The organism is Zhongshania aliphaticivorans (assembly GCF_902705855.1).
Lineage (GTDB): Bacteria > Pseudomonadota > Gammaproteobacteria > Pseudomonadales > Spongiibacteraceae > Spongiibacter > Spongiibacter aliphaticivorans_B.
Genome location: NZ_CACSIJ010000015.1, coordinates 308,025 through 326,607, shown reverse-complemented (window position 1 = coordinate 326,607; position 18,583 = coordinate 308,025). Strand labels below are relative to the sequence as shown.

32 protein-coding genes are annotated in these 18,583 nt (G+C 48.7%); all 32 read left to right on the top strand.

Translation table 11 applies throughout. The features are described from left to right. The first annotated feature begins 71 nt into the window (after positions 1-71). The 32 genes from rpsL (at position 72) to rplQ (ending at position 18,516) form a co-directional block, all read left to right on the top strand. Complete coding sequence (gene rpsL / locus GVJ32_RS15660) at positions 72-446, top strand: 30S ribosomal protein S12 (RefSeq protein ID WP_008248376.1); 375 nt, start codon at positions 72-74, stop codon at positions 444-446. Positions 447-556: 110 nt separating this feature from the next. Continuing rightward, positions 557-1,027 carry a 30S ribosomal protein S7 gene (gene rpsG, locus GVJ32_RS15655; protein WP_123183187.1) on the top strand — a complete coding sequence of 157 codons (471 nt, stop codon included), beginning with the start codon at positions 557-559 and terminating at the stop codon, positions 1,025-1,027. A gap of 34 nt (positions 1,028-1,061) precedes the next feature. Beyond that, the gene (gene fusA / locus GVJ32_RS15650; protein WP_159241004.1) at positions 1,062-3,170 is read left to right on the top strand and encodes an elongation factor G; all 2,109 of its coding nucleotides are present in this window, start codon (positions 1,062-1,064) and stop codon (positions 3,168-3,170) included. A 31-nt stretch (positions 3,171-3,201) separates the two neighbouring features. Beyond that, on the top strand, positions 3,202-4,425 hold the full coding sequence (gene tuf, locus GVJ32_RS15645; protein ID WP_159241003.1) for an elongation factor Tu: 1,224 nt from the start codon (positions 3,202-3,204) through the stop codon (positions 4,423-4,425). Positions 4,426-4,663: 238 nt separating this feature from the next. After that, a complete protein-coding gene (rpsJ, locus tag GVJ32_RS15640) occupies positions 4,664-4,975 on the top strand; it encodes a 30S ribosomal protein S10 (protein WP_103684259.1) in 312 nt (103 codons plus the stop codon). Between the two features lie 123 nt (positions 4,976-5,098). Next, complete coding sequence (gene rplC / locus GVJ32_RS15635; RefSeq protein WP_159241002.1) at positions 5,099-5,743, top strand: 50S ribosomal protein L3; 645 nt, start codon at positions 5,099-5,101, stop codon at positions 5,741-5,743. An 11-nt stretch (positions 5,744-5,754) separates the two neighbouring features. Then, positions 5,755-6,375, top strand: coding sequence for a 50S ribosomal protein L4 (rplD, locus tag GVJ32_RS15630; RefSeq protein WP_159241001.1), 621 nt, complete (start codon positions 5,755-5,757; stop codon positions 6,373-6,375). Next, positions 6,372-6,668 carry a 50S ribosomal protein L23 gene (gene rplW / locus GVJ32_RS15625; protein ID WP_103684256.1) on the top strand — a complete coding sequence of 99 codons (297 nt, stop codon included), beginning with the start codon at positions 6,372-6,374 and terminating at the stop codon, positions 6,666-6,668. Before rplD ends, rplW begins: the two co-directional genes overlap by 4 nt. Positions 6,669-6,685: 17 nt before the next feature. Beyond that, positions 6,686-7,510 (top strand): 50S ribosomal protein L2, encoded by an 825-nt coding sequence (gene rplB / locus GVJ32_RS15620; protein ID WP_159241000.1) that lies wholly within the window; start codon positions 6,686-6,688, stop codon positions 7,508-7,510. Positions 7,511-7,548: 38 nt separating this feature from the next. Beyond that, complete coding sequence (gene rpsS / locus GVJ32_RS15615) at positions 7,549-7,824, top strand: 30S ribosomal protein S19 (protein ID WP_103684254.1); 276 nt, start codon at positions 7,549-7,551, stop codon at positions 7,822-7,824. A gap of 25 nt (positions 7,825-7,849) precedes the next feature. Then, positions 7,850-8,188 carry a 50S ribosomal protein L22 gene (gene rplV, locus GVJ32_RS15610; RefSeq protein WP_103684253.1) on the top strand — a complete coding sequence of 113 codons (339 nt, stop codon included), beginning with the start codon at positions 7,850-7,852 and terminating at the stop codon, positions 8,186-8,188. 14 nt (positions 8,189-8,202) lie between these two features. After that, entirely contained in the window at positions 8,203-8,877 is a 675-nt protein-coding gene (gene rpsC, locus GVJ32_RS15605) for a 30S ribosomal protein S3 (RefSeq protein WP_159240999.1), read from the top strand. 11 nt (positions 8,878-8,888) lie between these two features. Continuing rightward, positions 8,889-9,302, top strand: a complete 414-nt coding sequence (gene rplP, locus GVJ32_RS15600; RefSeq protein WP_008248345.1) for a 50S ribosomal protein L16 — start codon at positions 8,889-8,891, stop codon at positions 9,300-9,302. Beyond that, the gene (gene rpmC / locus GVJ32_RS15595; RefSeq protein ID WP_103684250.1) at positions 9,302-9,493 is read left to right on the top strand and encodes a 50S ribosomal protein L29; all 192 of its coding nucleotides are present in this window, start codon (positions 9,302-9,304) and stop codon (positions 9,491-9,493) included. The genes rplP and rpmC overlap by 1 nt, the downstream gene beginning before the upstream one ends. A 1-nt stretch (position 9,494) precedes the next feature. Continuing rightward, the gene (rpsQ, locus tag GVJ32_RS15590) at positions 9,495-9,761 is read left to right on the top strand and encodes a 30S ribosomal protein S17 (protein WP_159240998.1); all 267 of its coding nucleotides are present in this window, start codon (positions 9,495-9,497) and stop codon (positions 9,759-9,761) included. 59 nt (positions 9,762-9,820) lie between these two features. Next, positions 9,821-10,189: a 50S ribosomal protein L14 gene (rplN, locus tag GVJ32_RS15585; RefSeq protein WP_159240997.1), complete on the top strand. Its 369-nt coding sequence runs from the start codon at positions 9,821-9,823 to the stop codon at positions 10,187-10,189. A gap of 34 nt (positions 10,190-10,223) precedes the next feature. Further along, positions 10,224-10,541 (top strand): 50S ribosomal protein L24, encoded by a 318-nt coding sequence (rplX, locus tag GVJ32_RS15580; RefSeq protein WP_159240996.1) that lies wholly within the window; start codon positions 10,224-10,226, stop codon positions 10,539-10,541. A gap of 13 nt (positions 10,542-10,554) precedes the next feature. Further along, positions 10,555-11,094: a 50S ribosomal protein L5 gene (gene rplE, locus GVJ32_RS15575; protein ID WP_159240995.1), complete on the top strand. Its 540-nt coding sequence runs from the start codon at positions 10,555-10,557 to the stop codon at positions 11,092-11,094. Between the two features lie 13 nt (positions 11,095-11,107). Beyond that, positions 11,108-11,413 (top strand): 30S ribosomal protein S14, encoded by a 306-nt coding sequence (gene rpsN, locus GVJ32_RS15570; RefSeq protein WP_159240994.1) that lies wholly within the window; start codon positions 11,108-11,110, stop codon positions 11,411-11,413. Positions 11,414-11,468: 55 nt separating this feature from the next. Beyond that, on the top strand, positions 11,469-11,864 hold the full coding sequence (gene rpsH, locus GVJ32_RS15565; RefSeq protein WP_159240993.1) for a 30S ribosomal protein S8: 396 nt from the start codon (positions 11,469-11,471) through the stop codon (positions 11,862-11,864). 25 nt (positions 11,865-11,889) lie between these two features. After that, positions 11,890-12,423 carry a 50S ribosomal protein L6 gene (gene rplF, locus GVJ32_RS15560; protein ID WP_159240992.1) on the top strand — a complete coding sequence of 178 codons (534 nt, stop codon included), beginning with the start codon at positions 11,890-11,892 and terminating at the stop codon, positions 12,421-12,423. 10 nt (positions 12,424-12,433) lie between these two features. Next, positions 12,434-12,784: a 50S ribosomal protein L18 gene (gene rplR / locus GVJ32_RS15555; protein ID WP_103684242.1), complete on the top strand. Its 351-nt coding sequence runs from the start codon at positions 12,434-12,436 to the stop codon at positions 12,782-12,784. Positions 12,785-12,795: 11 nt separating this feature from the next. Continuing rightward, positions 12,796-13,308 (top strand): 30S ribosomal protein S5, encoded by a 513-nt coding sequence (gene rpsE, locus GVJ32_RS15550; RefSeq protein ID WP_159240991.1) that lies wholly within the window; start codon positions 12,796-12,798, stop codon positions 13,306-13,308. A gap of 19 nt (positions 13,309-13,327) precedes the next feature. After that, positions 13,328-13,504 (top strand): 50S ribosomal protein L30, encoded by a 177-nt coding sequence (gene rpmD / locus GVJ32_RS15545; RefSeq protein ID WP_159240990.1) that lies wholly within the window; start codon positions 13,328-13,330, stop codon positions 13,502-13,504. Between the two features lie 12 nt (positions 13,505-13,516). Next, positions 13,517-13,951, top strand: a complete 435-nt coding sequence (rplO, locus tag GVJ32_RS15540; protein ID WP_159241039.1) for a 50S ribosomal protein L15 — start codon at positions 13,517-13,519, stop codon at positions 13,949-13,951. Between the two features lie 10 nt (positions 13,952-13,961). Then, complete coding sequence (secY, locus tag GVJ32_RS15535; RefSeq protein WP_159240989.1) at positions 13,962-15,290, top strand: preprotein translocase subunit SecY; 1,329 nt, start codon at positions 13,962-13,964, stop codon at positions 15,288-15,290. A 37-nt stretch (positions 15,291-15,327) separates the two neighbouring features. After that, positions 15,328-15,444, top strand: coding sequence for a 50S ribosomal protein L36 (rpmJ, locus tag GVJ32_RS15530; RefSeq protein ID WP_103684238.1), 117 nt, complete (start codon positions 15,328-15,330; stop codon positions 15,442-15,444). Between the two features lie 128 nt (positions 15,445-15,572). After that, positions 15,573-15,929: a 30S ribosomal protein S13 gene (gene rpsM, locus GVJ32_RS15525; protein ID WP_103684237.1), complete on the top strand. Its 357-nt coding sequence runs from the start codon at positions 15,573-15,575 to the stop codon at positions 15,927-15,929. Positions 15,930-16,000: 71 nt separating this feature from the next. Next, complete coding sequence (gene rpsK / locus GVJ32_RS15520; RefSeq protein ID WP_103684236.1) at positions 16,001-16,393, top strand: 30S ribosomal protein S11; 393 nt, start codon at positions 16,001-16,003, stop codon at positions 16,391-16,393. A gap of 23 nt (positions 16,394-16,416) precedes the next feature. Further along, positions 16,417-17,037, top strand: a complete 621-nt coding sequence (gene rpsD, locus GVJ32_RS15515) for a 30S ribosomal protein S4 (RefSeq protein ID WP_159240988.1) — start codon at positions 16,417-16,419, stop codon at positions 17,035-17,037. A gap of 33 nt (positions 17,038-17,070) precedes the next feature. Continuing rightward, on the top strand, positions 17,071-18,072 hold the full coding sequence (locus tag GVJ32_RS15510) for a DNA-directed RNA polymerase subunit alpha (RefSeq protein WP_159240987.1): 1,002 nt from the start codon (positions 17,071-17,073) through the stop codon (positions 18,070-18,072). 60 nt (positions 18,073-18,132) lie between these two features. Beyond that, positions 18,133-18,516 carry a 50S ribosomal protein L17 gene (gene rplQ / locus GVJ32_RS15505; RefSeq protein ID WP_159240986.1) on the top strand — a complete coding sequence of 128 codons (384 nt, stop codon included), beginning with the start codon at positions 18,133-18,135 and terminating at the stop codon, positions 18,514-18,516. Positions 18,517-18,583 lie beyond the last annotated feature (67 nt).

Genomic DNA, 18,583 nt, shown 5'->3' with positions numbered 1-18,583 from the left:
AGCTATCGGCGGTATCGGTAGTCAGTTGGTTAGCACATTGGTGTGCTGGCTTTAGTTACTGGAGTTAATTAATGGCAACGATCAACCAGTTGGTTCGTCAGCCGAGAAAGCGTAAAGCGGCTAAAAGTGACGTTCCTGCATTGCAGGCATGTCCACAGCGTCGCGGCGTATGTACTCGTGTTTACACCACTACACCTAAGAAGCCGAACTCGGCATTGCGTAAAGTGTGTCGTGTACGTTTGACTAACGGCTTTGAAGTTTCATCTTACATCGGTGGTGAAGGTCACAATCTGCAAGAGCATAGTGTTGTGCTTATTCGCGGTGGCCGTGTTAAGGATTTACCGGGTGTGCGTTACCACACTGTTCGCGGTAGCCTCGATACCTCAGGTGTGAACAATCGTAAGCAAGCCCGTTCTAAATACGGTACTAAGCGTCCTAAGTCGTAGTTCGACTTTTAACGTTTCAATTAATAGACCTTAAGTAAGGCCAAACCATCGTCTCTTCGCTGCAAGGCGACTCGGTGTTTGGATTTACCTGAAGACATAGGAATAGAGTTATGCCAAGAAGACGCGTCGCCGCCAAGCGGGAAATACTGCCGGATCCAAAATTCGGTAACCTGACACTGGCTAAGTTCATGAACCACGTTATGGTAAGTGGTAAAAAATCAGTCGCAGAGACCATCGTATATGGTGCTTTGGATTTGGTTAAAGAGCGCTTGAATACCGATCCGCTAGAGGCCTTCGATACTGCCCTAGAAAACATCGCTCCAATGGTAGAGGTTAAATCTCGCCGTGTTGGTGGTGCTACTTACCAAGTGCCTGTGGAAGTTCGTCCAAGTCGCCGTACTGCGCTGGCAATGCGCTGGTTGGTTGACTACTCGCGTGGCCGTGGCGAGAAATCTATGCGTCAGCGTTTGGCTGGTGAAATCATCGATGCATCGCAGGGCAAGGGTTCTGCTGTTAAAAAGCGTGAAGACGTGCATCGTATGGCTGAAGCTAACAAAGCGTTCTCTCATTACCGTTTCTAGTTTTTGCTATTAAATCCAGAATCAGGGGAGCATTGTGGCGCGTAAAACTCCAATTTCCAGATATCGCAACATCGGTATTTGTGCCCACGTGGACGCGGGTAAAACAACAACTACCGAGCGTGTGCTGTTCTACACTGGCCTTTCTCATAAGATTGGTGAAGTGCATGACGGCGCGGCGACTATGGATTGGATGGCGCAGGAGCAGGAGCGTGGTATTACCATTACTTCTGCTGCCACTACGTGTTTCTGGGCTGGAATGCAGCAGCAGTATGAACAGCATCGTGTAAACATCATTGATACCCCTGGCCACGTTGACTTCACTATTGAGGTTGAGCGTTCGCTGCGGGTACTTGATGGTGCGGTCGTGGTGTTGTGCGGCTCATCGGGTGTGCAGCCGCAGACGGAAACTGTTTGGCGTCAAGCGAACAAATATGAAGTGCCGCGCATGGTATTCGTCAATAAGATGGATCGTGCCGGTGCTGATTTTGAGCGAGTAGTGACGCAATTGCGTACCCGCTTGGGTGCGAATGCGGTGCCAATGCAGATGACTATTGGTCGCGAAGAAGAGTTTCGTGGCGTAGTTGATCTAGTAAAGATGAAAGCCATAATTTGGAATGAAGATGATCAGGGGATGACCTTCGTATATGAAGAGATTCCAGCTGAAATGCTTGATGCCTGTAAGAAAATGCGTGAATTCATGGTTGAGGCTGCAGCTGAGTCTGATGATGAATTGATGGAAAAATACCTCGATGGTGAAGAGCTGAGCGAGGAAGAGATTAAGGCGGGGATTCGCAAGCGAACGCTGGCGAATGAAATTATTCCCGTGTTTGGTGGCTCTGCTTTTAAAAACAAAGGTGTTCAGGCGGTGCTAGATGCCGTTATTGAATACATGCCTTCGCCTGCTGAAGTTAAAGCAATTGAAGGTACGCTAGACGATAAAGATGAGACTCCGGCCACCCGGGTTGCCGATGACGATGCGCCATTTGCTGCGTTGGCATTCAAGATTGCAACCGACCCCTTTGTGGGTACTCTTACGTTCTTCCGTGTGTACTCCGGTAAGTTGGAGAGCGGTACGGCGGTTATCAACTCTGTTAAGGGGAAAAAAGAGCGCGTTGGCCGGATGGTGCAAATGCATGCCAACGATCGCCAAGAAATTAAAGAAGTGCTGGCAGGAGATATCGCGGCTGCTATAGGTCTGAAGGACGTGACGACGGGTGATACTTTGTGCGACCCCAATAACGTCATTATTTTAGAGCGCATGGAATTCCCTGAGCCTGTTATTTCGGTGGCCGTAGAGCCTAGAACGCAAGCGGATCAAGAGAAAATGGGTATTGCTCTGGGTAAATTGGCCCAAGAGGATCCTTCTTTCCGTGTGAAGACTGATGAAGAAACCGGTCAGTGTATTATTTCCGGAATGGGTGAGCTTCATCTCGATATCTTGGTGGACCGTATGCGTCGCGAGTTTGGTGTCGAGGCGAATATTGGTAAGCCGCAGGTCGCCTATCGCGAGGCGATTCGCAATACCTGTGAGATTGAAGGCAAGTTTATTCGTCAGTCAGGTGGTCGCGGTCAGTTTGGTCATGTATGGATTCGTTTTGAGCCGGGTGAGGACGCGAATGCTGAGGGCCTAGAGTTTGTCAGTGAAATTGTGGGCGGCGTTGTCCCTAAAGAATATATACCGGCAATTGAGAAAGGCATTGCTGAGCAAATGCAGAATGGTGTGCTTGCTGGGTATCCCCTGCTTGGTTTGAAGGCGACGGCTTACGATGGTTCCTACCATGACGTTGACTCAAATGAAATGGCGTTTAAGATTGCGGCGTCCATGGCGACAAAAAAATTGGCTCAACTTGGTGGCGCAGTGCTGCTTGAGCCGGTTATGAAGGTCGAAATTGTCACCCCTGAAGAAAATATGGGTGATGTAGTCGGCGATTTGAACCGTCGTCGCGGCATAATTCTCGGGATGGATGAGAGTGTGTCGGGCAAGGTGATCGATGCGCAAGTGCCCCTAGCAGAGATGTTCGGTTATGCAACCGATCTGCGTAGTGCAACCCAAGGTCGTGCGACATTTACGATGGAGTTCGAAAAGTATTTTGAAGCGCCGCGTAACGTCGCCGAAGAAATCATGGCTAAGAACAGAGCTTAATTTTTAATAACCTTTATGCGAGGAATAAACCGTGGCTAAGGAAAAGTTTGAACGTAATAAGCCCCATTTGAATGTGGGCACCATTGGTCACGTCGACCATGGTAAAACCACGCTGACAGCAGCCCTGACGCGCGTATGTGCGGAAGTGTATGGTGGTAAGGCGGTGGCGTTTGATGGTATCGATAATGCACCGGAAGAGCGTGAGCGCGGTATTACCATTGCGACCTCGCACGTTGAGTATGACTCATCAGTTCGCCACTACGCTCACGTCGACTGCCCAGGTCACGCTGACTACGTTAAGAACATGATTACCGGTGCTGCACAGATGGATGGCGCTATTTTGGTGTGTGGCGCGACTGACGGCCCAATGCCGCAGACTCGTGAGCACATCCTGCTGTCACGTCAGGTTGGCGTACCGTACATTGTTGTCTTCCTGAACAAGGCAGACCTGCTTGCAGAAGATTGCGGCGGCGTAGGCAGCGAAGAATACAATGAAATGCTTGAATTGGTAGAAATGGAGCTGCGCGAGCTGCTCGATATGTACGAATTCCCAGGCGACGACACGCCAATTATTGCAGGCTCTGCATTAATGGCATTGAACGGTCAAGATGATAACGAGCTTGGCACGACAGCGGTCGCTAAATTGGTTGAGGCTTTGGATACTTATATTCCACAGCCAGAGCGTGCGGTTGATCTGCCGTTCCTAATGCCAATCGAAGATGTATTCTCAATCTCTGGTCGCGGTACTGTTGTAACTGGCCGTATTGAGCGTGGCATTCTGCGCACTGGTGATGAGATTTCTATCATCGGTATTCGTGATACCACCAAAACGACCTGTACTGGTGTTGAAATGTTCCGCAAGCTGCTTGACGAAGGTCGCGCTGGTGAGAACGTAGGCGTGTTGTTGCGTGGTACTAAGCGTGATGACGTTGAGCGTGGTCAAGTATTGGCTAAGTCTGGCTCAATCACTCCGCACACTCGCTTTGAAGCGGAAGTGTACGTGTTGTCAAAAGAAGAGGGTGGTCGTCACACGCCATTCTTCAAAGGCTACCGTCCACAGTTCTACTTCCGTACCACGGATGTAACAGGTGCTTGTGAGCTGCCTGAAGGTACTGAAATGGTAATGCCTGGCGACAACGTGAAGATGGACGTGACATTGATTGCGCCTATCGCGATGGAAGAAGGTTTGCGTTTTGCAATCCGCGAAGGTGGTCGTACTGTTGGCGCCGGCGTTGTTGCTAAAATCGTAGAGTAAGTCTTCACGCGTAACGCGTGATTAGGCTTGAGAGGGGGAGGTCGTTGGCCTCCCTTTCTTAGTTGTAAAATGCCTTTTTGGTATTTGTAATTGGTTGTGGTTTGTATAGTGAAATATCCTAGATATTTAGTTGACAACGTCTTGGTATATCTTTAACATTCCGCTTCCTTTTTTCGGGTTACTTCACGCGGATTCGTCGCGCTGGGCTCGGATTTATTTGGGATGGGAGTTTGGTCAGGTGCAAAATCAACGGATTCGAATTCGTTTAAAGGCTTTTGATCACCGTCTCATTGATGCGTCTACGCAAGAGATTGTAGATACTGCTAAGCGTACTGGTGCGCAGGTAAGGGGTCCGATTCCTCTTCCTACTCGCAAAGAGCGTTTTACAGTGCTGGTCTCTCCGCATGTAAATAAGGATGCGCGTGATCAATATGAGATCCGCACCCATAAGCGCATGCTGGACATCGTAGAGCCTACAGAAAAAACTGTAGACGCATTGATGAAGTTAGATTTGGCGGCTGGTGTAGAAGTTCAAATTAGCCTCGGCTAATTAAAACATGTAAATACTGAATTTTATTTTCAGACCCGCTCGGGGGCTGGCCCTGGGTTGTGTAACGCGCTTTACCGCGCGGCCATAGAGGGTGTTAGCCCCGTACACTGAGAGGTTGGAGCAATGACTATTGGTTTGGTCGGTCGTAAAAGCGGCATGACGCGCGTTTTTACAGAAGACGGCATATCTATTCCGGTGACGGTGATTGAGGTTGATCCTAATCGCGTTACTCGTGTCAAGGCAGATGACGTCGATGGCTATCGTGCTATTCAGGTAACTACTGGAGCCCGTAAAGCGTCGCGTATCTCTAAAGCAGAAGCAGGTCACTTTGCTAAAACTGGTGTTGAAGCTGGTCGTGGTCTGTGGGAATTTCGTTTGGAGCAAGGTGAAGAGAGCCCTGAAGTTGGTGCTGAGTTAACTGTTGCTACTTTCGAAGCTGGTCAAAAAGTTGACGTGACTGGGCAGTCTAAGGGTAAGGGGTTTCAGGGCGGTATTAAGCGCTGGAATTTCCATATGCAAGACGCGACTCACGGTAACTCATTGTCGCACCGTGTACTTGGTTCTATCGGTCAGTGTCAGACGCCAGGTCGCGTTTGGAAAGGCAAGAAGATGGCCGGTCACATGGGTGCTGAGCAAGTAACTGTTCAGACTCTCGAAGTTGTTCGAGTGGACGCTGAGCGCAACTTGATTTTAATCAAGGGCGCTGTTCCAGGCGCTCCGGGTGGTGACGTGTTTGTGCGTCCTGCCGTGAAAGCTAAAAAATCCTAGGGGGCGATGCAGTGGAATTAAGTATTGCGAAACCCGGTAACGGGGCTGCGGCGGGAACTGTTCAGGTATCTGACGTTACGTTTGCTCGTGAGTTTAACGAAGATCTAGTGCACCAAGTTGTTGTGGCCTATATGGCTGGTGCTCGTCAAGGTACTCGTGCTCAGAAAACACGCTCTGATGTGCGCGGTGGTGGTAAGAAGCCATGGCGTCAAAAGGGTACTGGTCGTGCTCGTGCGGGTACTATCCGTTCGCCAATTTGGCGTGGGGGCGGCGTTACATTTGCTGCAAGACCGCAAGATCATAGTCAAAAAGTAAATCGTAAAATGTATCGTGCTGCGATTTGCACGATTCTGTCTGAGTTGGCTCGTCAAGAGCGCTTGGTTGTGGTTGAAGAGTTTACTTTGAATGAGCCTAAAACCAAGCTGCTGGTTCAGTCGCTGGGTGAGTACGGTCTTAAGGGCGCTCTGGTAGTGACCGAAGAAGTGAATGGTAATTTATATCTGGCGGCACGCAACCTTCATGATGTCGACGTTCGCGATGTAAGCGGCGTAGATCCCGTTAGCCTAATTGGCTACGAGAAAGTGGTTGTGACCGTGGCTGCATTGAAAAAGTTTGAGGAGCTGTTGGGATGAATACAGAGCGCATCTATAAGGTACTGCTCGGCCCGCACGTTTCTGAAAAAAGTGCAGCCAGTGCTGAGCTGAGTAATCAGGTGGTATTTAAAGTATTGCCGAGTGCCAGCAAGCTTGAAATCAAAAAGGCGGTTGAAAAGCTTTTTAAAGTTGACGTGCTGGGTGTTCGCACCGTCAATGTTAAGGGCAAAGTAAAACGTAACCGTTTTGGTTTGAGCAAGAAATCAAACTGGAAAAAGGCGTATGTTAGCCTTGCGCAGGGTCAAGATATCGACTTTGCGGTCGCTGAATAAGTCTGGAGTTTAGTCAAATGGCAATTGTTAAAAGTAAACCGACTTCTCCCGGCCGTCGCTTTGTCGTCAGGGTTGTAAATCCTGATTTGCACAAAGGTGCACCGCACAAGCCGCTGCTTGAGAGTCAGTCGCGCAATGGTGGTCGTAATAACAACGGCCGTATCACCACTCGTCACGTTGGTGGTGGTCATAAGCAACATTACCGTTTAATCGATTTTAAACGTAATAAAGATGGTATTCCGGCACGCGTAGAGCGTTTGGAATACGATCCAAACCGCACTGCTTTCATTGCCTTGGTAATGTATGCAGACGGTGAGCGTCGCTATGTGATTGCGCCTAAGGGTGTGTCAGCAGGTGATCAGATTGTTTCCGGTGATTCATCACCTATTAAACCGGGCAATACACTGCCTATTCGCAATATTCCAGTGGGTAGTACTATTCACTGTGTTGAAATGAAGCCTGGTAAAGGCGCGCAGTTGGCGCGTAGTGCTGGTACTTCGGCTCAGCTGGTTGCGCGGGAAGGCCAGTACGCAACAATTCGTTTGCGTAGCGGTGAGACGCGTAAGGTATTGTCAGAGTGCAGAGCAACATTGGGTGAAGTATCCAACAGTGAGCACAGCTTGCGTAAGTTGGGTAAAGCGGGTGCGTCGCGCTGGCGCGGTGTTCGTCCTACCGTTCGCGGTGTGGCGATGAACCCGGTAGATCACCCACATGGTGGTGGTGAAGGTCGTACTTCTGGTGGTCGTCATCCCGTATCTCCATGGGGTATGCCGACTAAAGGGTATAAGACTCGTAAAAATAAGCGTACAGACAAACTAATTGTGCGTCGTCGCGGCAAGTAAGCCGTTTAGATGCCAGTTAGCGTAAAGAGGATAAGCTTGTGCCACGTTCATTAAAGAAAGGTCCGTTTGTCGATCTTCATTTGTTGAAGAAGGTTGAAGTAGCGGTAGAAAAAAACGATCGTCGCCCCATTAAAACGTGGTCGCGCCGCTCTATGATTCTGCCTGAAATGGTAGCTCTGACTATCGCTGTGCATAACGGTCGTCAGCATGTTCCGGTTATTGTTACCGAGGATATGGTTGGGCACAAATTGGGTGAATTTGCCGCGACTAGGACCTATAAGGGTCACGTGGCCGATAAAAAGGCCAAGCGTTAAGCTTGGGCCGAGAGAGGCTTTTAAGATGGAAGTAGCGGCACGTTTAAAAGGCGCAAGAATTTCTGCCCAGAAGGCTCGTTTGGTTGCTGACCAAATTCGCGGTAAGGGTGTAGAGGAATCGCTAGATCTGTTGACGTTCAGCTCTAAGAAAGCGGCGAGCATTATTAAGAAAGTGCTTAACTCCGCAATCGCTAACGCTGAGCACAACGAAGGCGCTGATGTTGATGAGTTAAAGGTTTCTACGATCTTTGTAGACGAGGGTTCTACTATGAAGCGCCTTCGTCCACGTGCAAAAGGTCGCGCGGATCGTATTCTCAAAAGATCTTGTCATATCACGATTAAAGTTGCTGACAGCGAAGGCTAGGTAGGAGAGACCACATGGGTCAGAAAGTACACCCGACCGGCATCCGGCTGGGAATCGTTAAAGAACATAACTCCGTATGGTACGCAAGCGGTAAGAACTACGCAGCGAACCTGGTAATGGATCTAGAAGTTCGCGAGTTGCTCGAGAAAAAGCTCGCGAGCGCATCGGTAAGCCGAATCGTTATAGAACGTCCGGCACAAACCGCGCGTATTACGATTCACACCGCACGTCCTGGTATCGTTATCGGTAAAAAGGGCGAAGATGTCGATAAGCTGCGTAAAGAGCTTTCGGTCAAAATGGGTGTGCCGGTTCATATCAACATCGAAGAAATCCGCAAGCCGGATCTCGAGGCGAAGTTGGTAGCTATGAATGTCGCTCAGCAATTAGAGCGTCGCGTTATGTTCCGTCGTGCGATGAAGCGTGTTGTTCAAAATGCGATTCGTCAGGGCGCGGAAGGTATCAAGGTACAGGTAAGTGGTCGTGTCGGCGGGGCGGAAATTGCTCGTACCGAATGGTATCGCGAAGGGCGTGTGCCATTGCACACACTGCGCGCCGATATCGATTATGCGACGCACGAAGCGGCTACGACCTACGGCATCATTGGTGTCAAAGTCTGGATCTTCAAGGGTGAAATCTTGGGAACCAGAAAAGAAGCGGTCGAAGCTAAGGCTAAGAAAGGTTCAGAGTAAGGGTTACGCAAATGTTACAGCCGAAGCGCACAAAGTTTCGCAAGCAACACAAAGGACGCAACCGTGGTCTGGCAGAGCGCGGTAGCCGGGTAAGCTTTGGCGAATTTGGCCTTAAAGCAGTCGGTCGCGGTCGTATTACAGCACGCCAGATTGAAGCGGCACGTCGAGCAATGACGCGTCACATCAAACGTGGTGGAAAAATCTGGATTCGCGTTTTTCCAGATAAGCCAATTACCGAAAAACCTCTGGAAGTTCGTCAGGGTAAAGGTAAGGGTAATGTTGAATACTGGGTCGCACAGATTCAGCCGGGCAAGGTTTTGTATGAAGTAGAAGGCGTGTCTGAAGAATTAGCGCGTGAAGCATTCGCCTTGGCGTCGGCAAAGATTCCTGTGCCGACCGCATTTGTTAGACGGGTGGTGATGTGATGAATGCTTTAGAATTACGCGAAAAGTCAGTTGACGATCTGAATGCCCAACTGTTGCAGTTACTTGAAGATCAATTCAAGTTGCGTATGCAAAAGAGTACCGGCCAGTTAGCGCAGACGCATTTGCTGAAGAAAACACGTCAGGAAATTGCACGCGTTAAAACTGTGCTCCAGGAAAAGGCAGGTAATTAAAATGTCAGAAGTAGCAAAAAGTGCTCGTACAGCCACCGGTAAAGTGGTCAGTGACAAGATGGATAAAACCATTACGGTACTGATTGAACGTCGGGTAAAGCACCCGATGTACGGAAAGTACATTACGCGCTCATCGAAAGTTCACGCTCATGATGAAAAGAATGAGTGCAAAATTGGTGATGTAGTGACAGTTTGCGAAACACGTCCAGTATCTAAGTTGAAGACTTGGGCATTGGTTAGTGTTGATGTAACGGCTACCCAGGTTTAATTTCACCGGCGGCCCTTGTGCAATCGCTTGATGCACTGTTGACTGGTTTGGAGTAAGAAATGATTCAAACAGAAAGCTATTTGGAAGTTGCAGATAACAGTGGCGCACGTCGCGTTATGTGCATCAAGGTGCTTGGCGGCTCTCATCGTCGCTATGCACGAGTCGGCGATCTGATCAAAGTCACTGTCAAAGAGGCTATTCCTCGCGGCAAAGTGAAAAAAGGTCAGGTAATGACAGCTGTTGTAGTTCGTACTAAGAAAGGCGTTCGTCGCGGTGACGGTTCGCTGATCAAGTTTGACGATAACGCTGCAGTGTTGCTAAACAATAACAACGCACCAATCGGTACCCGTATTTTTGGGCCGGTAACGCGTGAATTGCGTGGCGAGAAGTTCATGAAGATTATCTCTTTGGCACCGGAAGTACTGTAGTTACTGGGTGTAGAGAGAAGGCTGAGGTCAGGTTATGCGTAAGATTAAGCGTGAAGACGAAATTATCGTCTTAACCGGTAAAGACAAAGGCAAGCGCGGCGTTGTCCAGAAAGTAATGGATAACAATAAGCTGTTGGTGTCTGGCATTAATATGATTAAGAAACACCAGCGTCCAAACCCGCAGTTGGGTGTGGCTGGTGGTATCGTCGAGAAAGAAGCGCCGATCCAAGTTTCTAATGTAGCGATTTATAATCCGGCTTCTAAAAAAGCGGATCGCGTGGGCTTTAAAGTGGCCGAAGACGGCAGTAAGACCCGTATTTTTAAATCCAGCGGCGAAGCGGTTGACGCGTAGGGGTTAGTGGAAAATGGCACGATTAGGTGAACTATACCAAAACGAGTTGCGGGCTAAGCTGATAGAAGAGCTGTCTTTAGCTAACCCTATGGAAGTTCCGCGCATCACTAAAATCACCCTGAACATGGGTGTGGGTGAAGCTGCTGGCGATAAGAAAGTGTTGGAAGCTGCACTTTCAGACTTACAGAAAATTGCAGGTCAAAAACCAGTTGTGACGAAGGCGCGCAAATCAATCGCGGGCTTTAAAATTCGTGACGGCTGGCCGATAGGCTGCAAGGTGACCCTGCGTGGCGCCCATATGTACGAATTTTTGGATCGTTTGGTCAGTGTTGCAATTCCACGTGTTCGCGATTTTCGCGGCATAAGCCCGAAATCATTTGACGGTCGTGGTAATTTTGCAATGGGTGTGACCGAGCAGATCATATTTCCAGAAATTGATTACGATAAAGTTGATACACTGCGCGGTCTGGATATCACCATAACCACAACCGCTCGTAATGACGATGAAGGTCGCGCGCTGTTAAAAGCGTTTAACTTTCCGTTTAAAGGTTAAGGGGTAGGGGATTATGGCAAAGCAGTCTATGAAAGCGCGTGAATTGAAGCGCACCCAAACTGTAGAAAAATTCGCTGCAAAGCGTGTTGCACTGAAAGCTATTATTATTAGTGTTTCGGCTAGCGATGAAGAAAAGTGGGATGCACAGGTTAAGCTGCAAAAGTTGCCACGTGACGCGAGTCCATCTCGCCAACGTCGTCGCTGCCAGATTACTGGCCGTCCACACGGTGTTTACCGCAAGTTTGGTCTTTGCCGTAACCAGCTCCGTCAAGCAGCAATGCGCGGCGATGTCCCCGGCTTAGTTAAGGCTAGCTGGTAATATTGAGAATTTTGCTGTCGCGAGCTTTGGTCGCGACGTATAACGGGAGCAAAACATGAGCATGCAAGACCCACTAGCGGATATGCTGACACGCATCCGCAACGCTCAGATGGCAGGTAAAACTGCTGTTACAATGCCGTCATCTAAATTAAAAGTATCTGTTGCTAAAGTACTTGAAGATGAAGGTTATGTCGCCAGTTCACGGGTTGAAGAACAAGGTGGCAAGGCAGAACTGACAGTAGAATTAAAATACTATCAGGGCAAGCCAGTTATCGCTGAAATCAGTCGCGTTAGCCGCCCTGGTCTCCGCGCTTACGCAGGTAAAGATGAATTGCCATCAGTACGTGCAGGGCTGGGTATCGCTATAGTGTCAACCAGTCATGGTGTGATGACTGATCGCGCAGCAAGAGCTGCCGGTGTTGGCGGCGAAGTGCTTTGCACTGTTTTCTAACCCGACAGTTTAAAGAGTTCTTAACATGTCAAGAGTAGCGAAAAGTCCAGTGACTATCCCTTCAGGGGTTGAAGTCAAACTCGACGCCAGCAATATCTCTGTAAAAGGCAAGAAAGGCACGTTAGTTATGCCTTTGCACAAGTCTGTAGAGATTAAGCAGGAAGACGGGTCTTTAGTATTTTCAGCGCGTGAAGGCGCGAAAGATGGTTGGGCAATGGCGGGTACTACTCGTTCACTGACTAACAATATGGTTGTCGGTGTCAGTGAAGGCTTCCAGCGTAAGCTGATCCTTCAAGGTGTCGGTTACCGTGCAAAGGCAAATGGTACATCTGTTAATTTGGTGTTGGGTTTTTCGCACCCTATTGATTACGATCTGCCAGAAGGCGTTACCGTTGATACGCCAACACAGACTGAGATTGTGTTGAGTGGTACTGACAAGCAGATATTGGGTAAGGTAGCGGCCGAAATCCGCGCGTTCCGTCCACCAGAGCCTTATAAAGGTAAGGGTGTTCGTTACGCGGAAGAAAACGTCCGTCGTAAAGAAGCGAAGAAAAAGTAAAGGCAAGGTTATGAGCGATAAGAAAGTTTCAAGATTACGTCGTGCCCGCCGTGCTCGCTTTAAAATGCGTGAGCTACGCGCCGTACGTTTAAGCATTCACCGCACGCCACGCCACATGTATGCGCAGCTTATCGCAGCATCAGGTGACGTAGTGTTGGCGAGTGCATCTACACTAGACAAAGATTTGCGTGCTGGTGCGACCGGTAATGTCGCTGCAGCCGCTAGTGTGGGCAAGTTGATCGCTGACCGTGCGAAAGCCGCAGGCGTGACAAAGGTCGCTTTTGACCGCAGTGGATTTAAATTCCACGGGCGTGTCAAGGCGCTGGCAGATGCTGCCCGTGAAGGTGGTTTGGAATTCTAAGGTTTTAGGCGATGGCGTATAACGATCAGAAAGACAAAGCAAACACAGAAGGCCTGCAAGAGAAGCTTGTTCAGGTAAACCGTGTTGCCAAAGTGGTCAAAGGTGGCCGCATTTTCAGCTTCACTGCTCTTACAGTGGTGGGCGATGGTAGCGGTAAAGTTGGCTTCGGTCGCGGTAAAGCGCGTGAAGTGCCCGTTGCGATTCAAAAGGCAATGGAAGCAGCTCGCCGTAACATGGTGCAGGTTGACATCAAAGGTGACACTATCCAGTACGCCGTTAAAGGTCGTCATGGTGCATCTAAGGTTTACATGCAGCCAGCGTCTGAAGGTACTGGTGTTATCGCCGGTGGTGCGATGCGCTCTGTGCTAGAAATTGCAGGTATTCATAACGTATTAGCTAAGTGCTACGGTTCTACAAACCCGGTTAACGTGGTTCGTGCAACTATCAAAGCACTGGAAAGTGTTTCCTCTCCAGAAGAAGTCGCAACTAAGCGCGGCAAAACTGTAGAAGAGATCTTGAGCTGAGACAAAGGCAGGATTTGCTATGAACAAGATTAAAGTCACACTAGTTCGTTCTGTTACAGGACGACTGAAGTCGCACAAGGCCTGTGTTGCTGGTCTTGGCTTGCGTCGTATTCGCCATACTGTAGAAGTGGAAGACACTCCATCAGTGCGCGGTATGATCAATAAGGTCAACTATTTAGTACGTGTTGAGGGATAAGTGATGAGCGATATGCGTTTAAACACGCTGAGCCCGGCACCCGGTCGAGTTAAAGACGGCAAACGGGTAGGTCGTGGTATCGGTAGTGGCTTGGGTAAAACCGCAGGTCGTGGTCACAAGGGTCTGAAGTCCCGTTCAGGTGGTAGCGTGCGTCCTGGTTTTGAAGGCGGTCAGATGCCTTTGCAAAAGCGCCTGCCTAAGTATGGCTTCACCTCGCGTCTGTCACGCGTTACTGCACAGATCCGCACTGCGGAATTGATGGCAGTTGCTGATGACGTGATTGATCTTGATGCGCTTAAGCGTGCTGATTTAGTTAACAGCAATATTGAGCGTGCGAAGATCTTTTTGTCTGGTGATCTGAACAAAGCTGTTACTGTGAAAGGTTTAGCGGTAACCAAAGGCGCTCGCGAAGCAATTGAAAAAGCGGGCGGCAAAGTCGAGGAATAAGGCGAACTCCATGGCGAAGTCCAGTCCACTATCAACTGGAAATCAATCCGGAATGGGCGAGCTTATGGCTCGCCTCCGTTTTTTACTACTAGCGATAATTGTTTATCGTATCGGTACTCACATACCGGTGCCAGGTATTAATCCGGATCAGCTCGCCGCGCTGTTTAATCAAAACCAAGGAACAGTCCTTGGTTTGTTTAACATGTTTTCTGGCGGTGCTTTGGAGCGCATGAGTATCCTTGCTTTGGGTATCATGCCTTATATATCTGCTTCGATTATTATGCAGCTGATGTCTGCGGTTAGTCCTCAGTTAGAAGCCTTGAAGAAAGAAGGTGAGGGCGGTCGGAGGCAGATCAGTCAATACACTCGTTATCTTGCGGTAGTGCTTGCGCTATTACAGGGGACGGGGATGACGGTAGGCTTGGCCAATCAAGGCTTGGCATACAGTGCAGATTTTAGTTTTTACTTCGTTTCGGTGGTGTCGCTAGTTACCGGCGCTATCTTTATGATGTGGCTGGGCGAGCAGTTAACTGAGCGCGGAGTTGGCAACGGCATATCGATGTTGATATTTGCTGGGATTGTCGCGGGGTTACCCTCGGCAGTAGGTCAATCTTTGGAGCAGGCGCGTCAAGGTGAGCTAAATATTTTAGTTCTGCTAGCGGTGCTGGTTTTGGCGATTGCTGTTGTGTACTTGGTTGTCTTTATCGAGCGGGGTCAGCGGCGTATTACTGTAAATTACGCTAAGCAGCAGCGCGGCAATAAGATGTATCAGGCACAATCTAGTCATTTGCCGATGAAGGTGAATATGGCGGGTGTTATCCCTGCTATTTTTGCGAGTTCTATTTTGCTATTCCCTGCGTCTATTGCGCAATGGGTTGGGCAGAGTGGAGAGGGGATGGAGTGGTTGCAGGACGTTGCTTTGGCAATTGGGCCAGGACAGCCATTAAACATTCTGCTGTTTACAGCCTTAATTGTTTTCTTCTGTTTCTTCTATACGGCGTTGATGTTTAACCCTGATGAAGTCGCAGATAACCTGAAGCGTTCAGGTGCGTTTTTACCTGGGATTCGTCCTGGTAAACAAACTGCGAATTATATAGACGGCGTGTTAACCCGTTTAACCATGTTTGGCTCTTTGTACATAGCTGGCGTGTGTTTATTGCCGCAGTTTTTGGTCGTGATGTGGAACGTGCCGTTTTATCTCGGTGGTACCTCGTTGCTGATCGTAGTGGTGGTAGTGATGGATTTTATGGCGCAGGTTCAGTCTCACCTGATGTCCCATCAGTATGACTCGGTCTTGAAAAAGGCGAACTTAAAGAATTACGGCGGTGGTGTGCGCTAACCGCTCACTAACCTGATGGCTTTTTTGGAGTATCACAATGAAAGTACGTGCATCGGTAAAGACAATTTGCCGCAACTGTAAAATTGTTCGTCGTAAAGGTGTGGTTCGGGTTATTTGTAACGTTGAACCGCGTCATAAGCAGCGGCAGGGCTAAGCAATACGGTATCGGGGTTGATTTGCTTCCTCGGTGCGGGTAGACTACTGCGCCTTTCGTGCAGGTGTTGTCCGCTTTCCGGTCATTGCTAGGCGTTAAAAGAATTGGGCTTAATTGGAGTAACCTGAATGGCTCGTATTGCAGGTGTCAACATACCAGATAACAAGCATGCTGTTATTTCGTTGACCTATATATATGGCATTGGCCGTACAACTGCTAAGGCATTGTGCGCTAAAACAACTATAGCTGAAGACGCTAAAATCGGTTCATTGTCTGAAGAGCAGCTTGATGCGCTTCGTGGCGAAATCGCGAAAATGTCTGTAGAAGGCGACTTACGTCGTGTTGTTTCTATGAACATTAAACGGTTATTGGATCTGGGCTGCTACCGCGGTCTGCGTCATCGTAAAGGTCTGCCGCTTCGCGGTCAGCGTACTAAGACCAACGCGCGTACGCGTAAAGGTCCACGTAAGCCGATCCGTAAGTAATTTAAAGGCAGGATTCCTTTAGTGTAGCTACACCACTTGTGTAGTGTTGATATTAGAGATGGATATTGAACATGGCCAAACCAGGCAAACAAGCTCCACGGAAAAAGGTCAAAAAGACCGTCGTGGATGGTGTTGCGCATATACATGCGTCATTTAACAACACCATTGTTACAATTACAGATCGTCAGGGTAACGCACTGAGCTGGGCAACTGCCGGTGGAAGTGGTTTCCGTGGCTCTCGTAAAAGTACTCCTTTCGCTGCGCAGGTTGCTGCAGAACGCGCTGGCAACGCCGCGAAAGATTACGGTTTGAAAAATCTAGACGTAGAAGTTAAAGGCCCAGGTCCCGGACGCGAGTCTGCGGTACGCGCCTTAAATAACTGCGGTTATAAGATTACAAACATCACCGACGTGACGCCTATTCCACATAATGGTTGTCGTCCTCCCAAGAAACGTCGTGTTTAATTAACAGTTGAGGAATATTTAAAATGGCTAGATATTTGGGCCCAAGCTGTAAATTATCCAGACGGGAAGGTACCGACCTTTTCTTGAAGAGTGGTGTTCGTCCTCTGGATTCAAAATGTAAAGCAGAAACTGCACCTGGTATGCACGGTGCGCGTCGTGGTCGTCTTTCTGACTATGGCGTTCAGTTGCGTGAAAAGCAAAAAGTTCGTCGTATGTACGGCGTGCTAGAAAAGCAATTCCGTGCTTACTATACAAAAGCTGCTCGTCGTAAAGGCGCTACAGGTGAAAACCTGCTTCAGCTTTTGGAAGGCCGTTTAGATAATGTAGTTTACCGTATTGGTTTTGGCTCTACTCGTGCAGAAGCGCGTCAGCTAGTGTCGCATAAATCTGTATTGGTAAATGGCAAGACTGTTAACGTACCGTCTTACCAAGTACAAGCTGGTGATGTTGTTAGTGTTCGTGAAAAAGCGAAAGCTCAATTGCGCATTCAATCTGCAATTGCTCTTGCTGCGCAGCGTGGCGATATTTCTTGGATTGATATTAACGCCACCAAAATGGAAGGCGTTTACAAGAGCGCGCCAGATCGTAGCGACTTGTCTTCTGAGATCAACGAGCAACTGATCGTTGAGCTTTACTCGAAGTAAGTTTAACTCCGGACAAATCACTACAGGTGACCTATGCAAAGTGCTGTCAATGAATTTCTAACTCCACGCGTCATCCAAGTTGAAGAGCTTGGGCAGACTCGTGCGAAAGTGACCCTTGAGCCACTAGAGCGTGGATTCGGTCACACCTTGGGTAATGCTTTGCGCCGTATTTTGCTTTCGTCTATGCCGGGTTGTGCGGTAACCGAAGTTGAGATTGACGGTGTTCTGCATGAATACAGTGCGATGGAAGGTGTGCAGGAGGATGTTATTGAGATCCTCCTTAACCTGAAAGAAGTTGCTGTCATCATGCACGGTAAAGATCAGGCGACCTTGGTTCTTAATAAAAAGGGCCCAGGGATTGTTACTGCTGGCGATATTCAAACTGATCATGAAATTGAAATCGTTAATACCGATCACGTCATTGCGAACTTGAATGATGATGGCGAGATCAATATGCGCCTGACTATTGCTCGTGGTCGCGGTTATGTTCCAGCTGATGCGCGTGACAACGCTGAAGAAGAGACTCGCTCGATTGGTCGTTTGCAGTTAGATGCGAGCTACAGCCCAATTAGCCGTGTTAGCTATGTAGTAGAAAGCGCACGTGTTGAGCAGCGTACAGACCTCGATAAATTGGTGTTGGATTTAGAAACCAATGGCACTATCGATCCAGAAGAAGCGATTCGTCGTGCAGCAACCATTCTACAGCAGCAGCTTGCGGTGTTTGTTGATCTGGAAAGCGAAGGCGAGAATGAGCCATCACGCGAAGAGAACGAAGTAGATCCAATTCTGCTGCGTCCGGTTGATGATCTCGAATTGACTGTGCGTTCAGCTAACTGCTTGAAGGCAGAAAATATCTACTACATCGGTGACTTGGTGCAACGGACGGAAGTTGAGCTTCTTAAGACGCCAAACCTTGGTAAAAAGTCGCTGACAGAAATTAAAGACGTATTGGCGTCGCGTGGTTTGTCTTTGGGTTTGCGCCTAGACAACTGGCCGCCAGCAAGTCTTAGAAACGACGACCGAGTTCTTGCGTAATCCGTAAGATCTTTCGAATATTTTTTGCTGAGATAGCAACGTTTATTAAAGGAAAAAGCCATGCGTCATCGTCATAGTGGCCGTCAATTAAACCGTAATAGCTCTCATCGTAAAGCGATGTTCCGCAACATGACGGCGTCGTTGGTTGAGCACGAATTGATTAAAACAACCCTGCCTAAAGCAAAAGAACTGCGTGGCTACGCAGAACCTTTGATTACGCTTTCTAAGGTAGACAGTGTTGCTAACCGTCGTCTTGCATTTGCGCGCCTGCGTAGCGATTCTGCTGTTGGTAAACTATTTACTGATCTTGGCCCTCGTTACGAAGGTCGTCCAGGTGGCTATATCCGTATTATGAAATGCGGTTTGCGTACTGGGGATAAAGCGCCAATGGCTTACGTAGAATTGGTTGATCGTCCGGTAGCTGAAGAAGCTGACGACGAGTAAATAGTAGTTATTAAAAAGCCGGCTATTAAGCCGGCTTTTTTTTGCCTAAATTTTGAGTGGGGCTAAC

What these genes read in the sequence shown, in the direction of transcription:
- rpsH (WP_159240993.1), top strand. Translation starts at nt 11,469, where the DNA reads ATGAGCATGCAAGACCCACTAGCGGATATGCTGACACGCATCCGCAAC.
- rplC (WP_159241002.1), top strand. Translation starts at nt 5,099, where the DNA reads ATGACTATTGGTTTGGTCGGTCGTAAAAGCGGCATGACGCGCGTTTTT.
- rpsG (WP_123183187.1), top strand. Translation starts at nt 557, where the DNA reads ATGCCAAGAAGACGCGTCGCCGCCAAGCGGGAAATACTGCCGGATCCA.
- rplO (WP_159241039.1), top strand. Translation starts at nt 13,517, where the DNA reads ATGCGTTTAAACACGCTGAGCCCGGCACCCGGTCGAGTTAAAGACGGC.
- rplV (WP_103684253.1), top strand. Translation starts at nt 7,850, where the DNA reads ATGGAAGTAGCGGCACGTTTAAAAGGCGCAAGAATTTCTGCCCAGAAG.
- rplQ (WP_159240986.1), top strand. Translation starts at nt 18,133, where the DNA reads ATGCGTCATCGTCATAGTGGCCGTCAATTAAACCGTAATAGCTCTCAT.
- secY (WP_159240989.1), top strand. Translation starts at nt 13,962, where the DNA reads ATGGCGAAGTCCAGTCCACTATCAACTGGAAATCAATCCGGAATGGGC.
- rpmJ (WP_103684238.1), top strand. Translation starts at nt 15,328, where the DNA reads ATGAAAGTACGTGCATCGGTAAAGACAATTTGCCGCAACTGTAAAATT.
- rplB (WP_159241000.1), top strand. Translation starts at nt 6,686, where the DNA reads ATGGCAATTGTTAAAAGTAAACCGACTTCTCCCGGCCGTCGCTTTGTC.
- rpmD (WP_159240990.1), top strand. Translation starts at nt 13,328, where the DNA reads ATGAACAAGATTAAAGTCACACTAGTTCGTTCTGTTACAGGACGACTG.
- rplW (WP_103684256.1), top strand. Translation starts at nt 6,372, where the DNA reads ATGAATACAGAGCGCATCTATAAGGTACTGCTCGGCCCGCACGTTTCT.
- rpsK (WP_103684236.1), top strand. Translation starts at nt 16,001, where the DNA reads ATGGCCAAACCAGGCAAACAAGCTCCACGGAAAAAGGTCAAAAAGACC.
- rpsN (WP_159240994.1), top strand. Translation starts at nt 11,108, where the DNA reads ATGGCAAAGCAGTCTATGAAAGCGCGTGAATTGAAGCGCACCCAAACT.
- rpsC (WP_159240999.1), top strand. Translation starts at nt 8,203, where the DNA reads ATGGGTCAGAAAGTACACCCGACCGGCATCCGGCTGGGAATCGTTAAA.
- rplX (WP_159240996.1), top strand. Translation starts at nt 10,224, where the DNA reads ATGCGTAAGATTAAGCGTGAAGACGAAATTATCGTCTTAACCGGTAAA.
- rpsD (WP_159240988.1), top strand. Translation starts at nt 16,417, where the DNA reads ATGGCTAGATATTTGGGCCCAAGCTGTAAATTATCCAGACGGGAAGGT.
- rplN (WP_159240997.1), top strand. Translation starts at nt 9,821, where the DNA reads ATGATTCAAACAGAAAGCTATTTGGAAGTTGCAGATAACAGTGGCGCA.
- rplR (WP_103684242.1), top strand. Translation starts at nt 12,434, where the DNA reads ATGAGCGATAAGAAAGTTTCAAGATTACGTCGTGCCCGCCGTGCTCGC.
- rplP (WP_008248345.1), top strand. Translation starts at nt 8,889, where the DNA reads ATGTTACAGCCGAAGCGCACAAAGTTTCGCAAGCAACACAAAGGACGC.
- rplF (WP_159240992.1), top strand. Translation starts at nt 11,890, where the DNA reads ATGTCAAGAGTAGCGAAAAGTCCAGTGACTATCCCTTCAGGGGTTGAA.
- rplE (WP_159240995.1), top strand. Translation starts at nt 10,555, where the DNA reads ATGGCACGATTAGGTGAACTATACCAAAACGAGTTGCGGGCTAAGCTG.
- rpsM (WP_103684237.1), top strand. Translation starts at nt 15,573, where the DNA reads ATGGCTCGTATTGCAGGTGTCAACATACCAGATAACAAGCATGCTGTT.
- GVJ32_RS15510 (WP_159240987.1), top strand. Translation starts at nt 17,071, where the DNA reads ATGCAAAGTGCTGTCAATGAATTTCTAACTCCACGCGTCATCCAAGTT.
- rpsQ (WP_159240998.1), top strand. Translation starts at nt 9,495, where the DNA reads ATGTCAGAAGTAGCAAAAAGTGCTCGTACAGCCACCGGTAAAGTGGTC.
- rpsL (WP_008248376.1), top strand. Translation starts at nt 72, where the DNA reads ATGGCAACGATCAACCAGTTGGTTCGTCAGCCGAGAAAGCGTAAAGCG.
- rpsE (WP_159240991.1), top strand. Translation starts at nt 12,796, where the DNA reads ATGGCGTATAACGATCAGAAAGACAAAGCAAACACAGAAGGCCTGCAA.
- rpmC (WP_103684250.1), top strand. Translation starts at nt 9,302, where the DNA reads ATGAATGCTTTAGAATTACGCGAAAAGTCAGTTGACGATCTGAATGCC.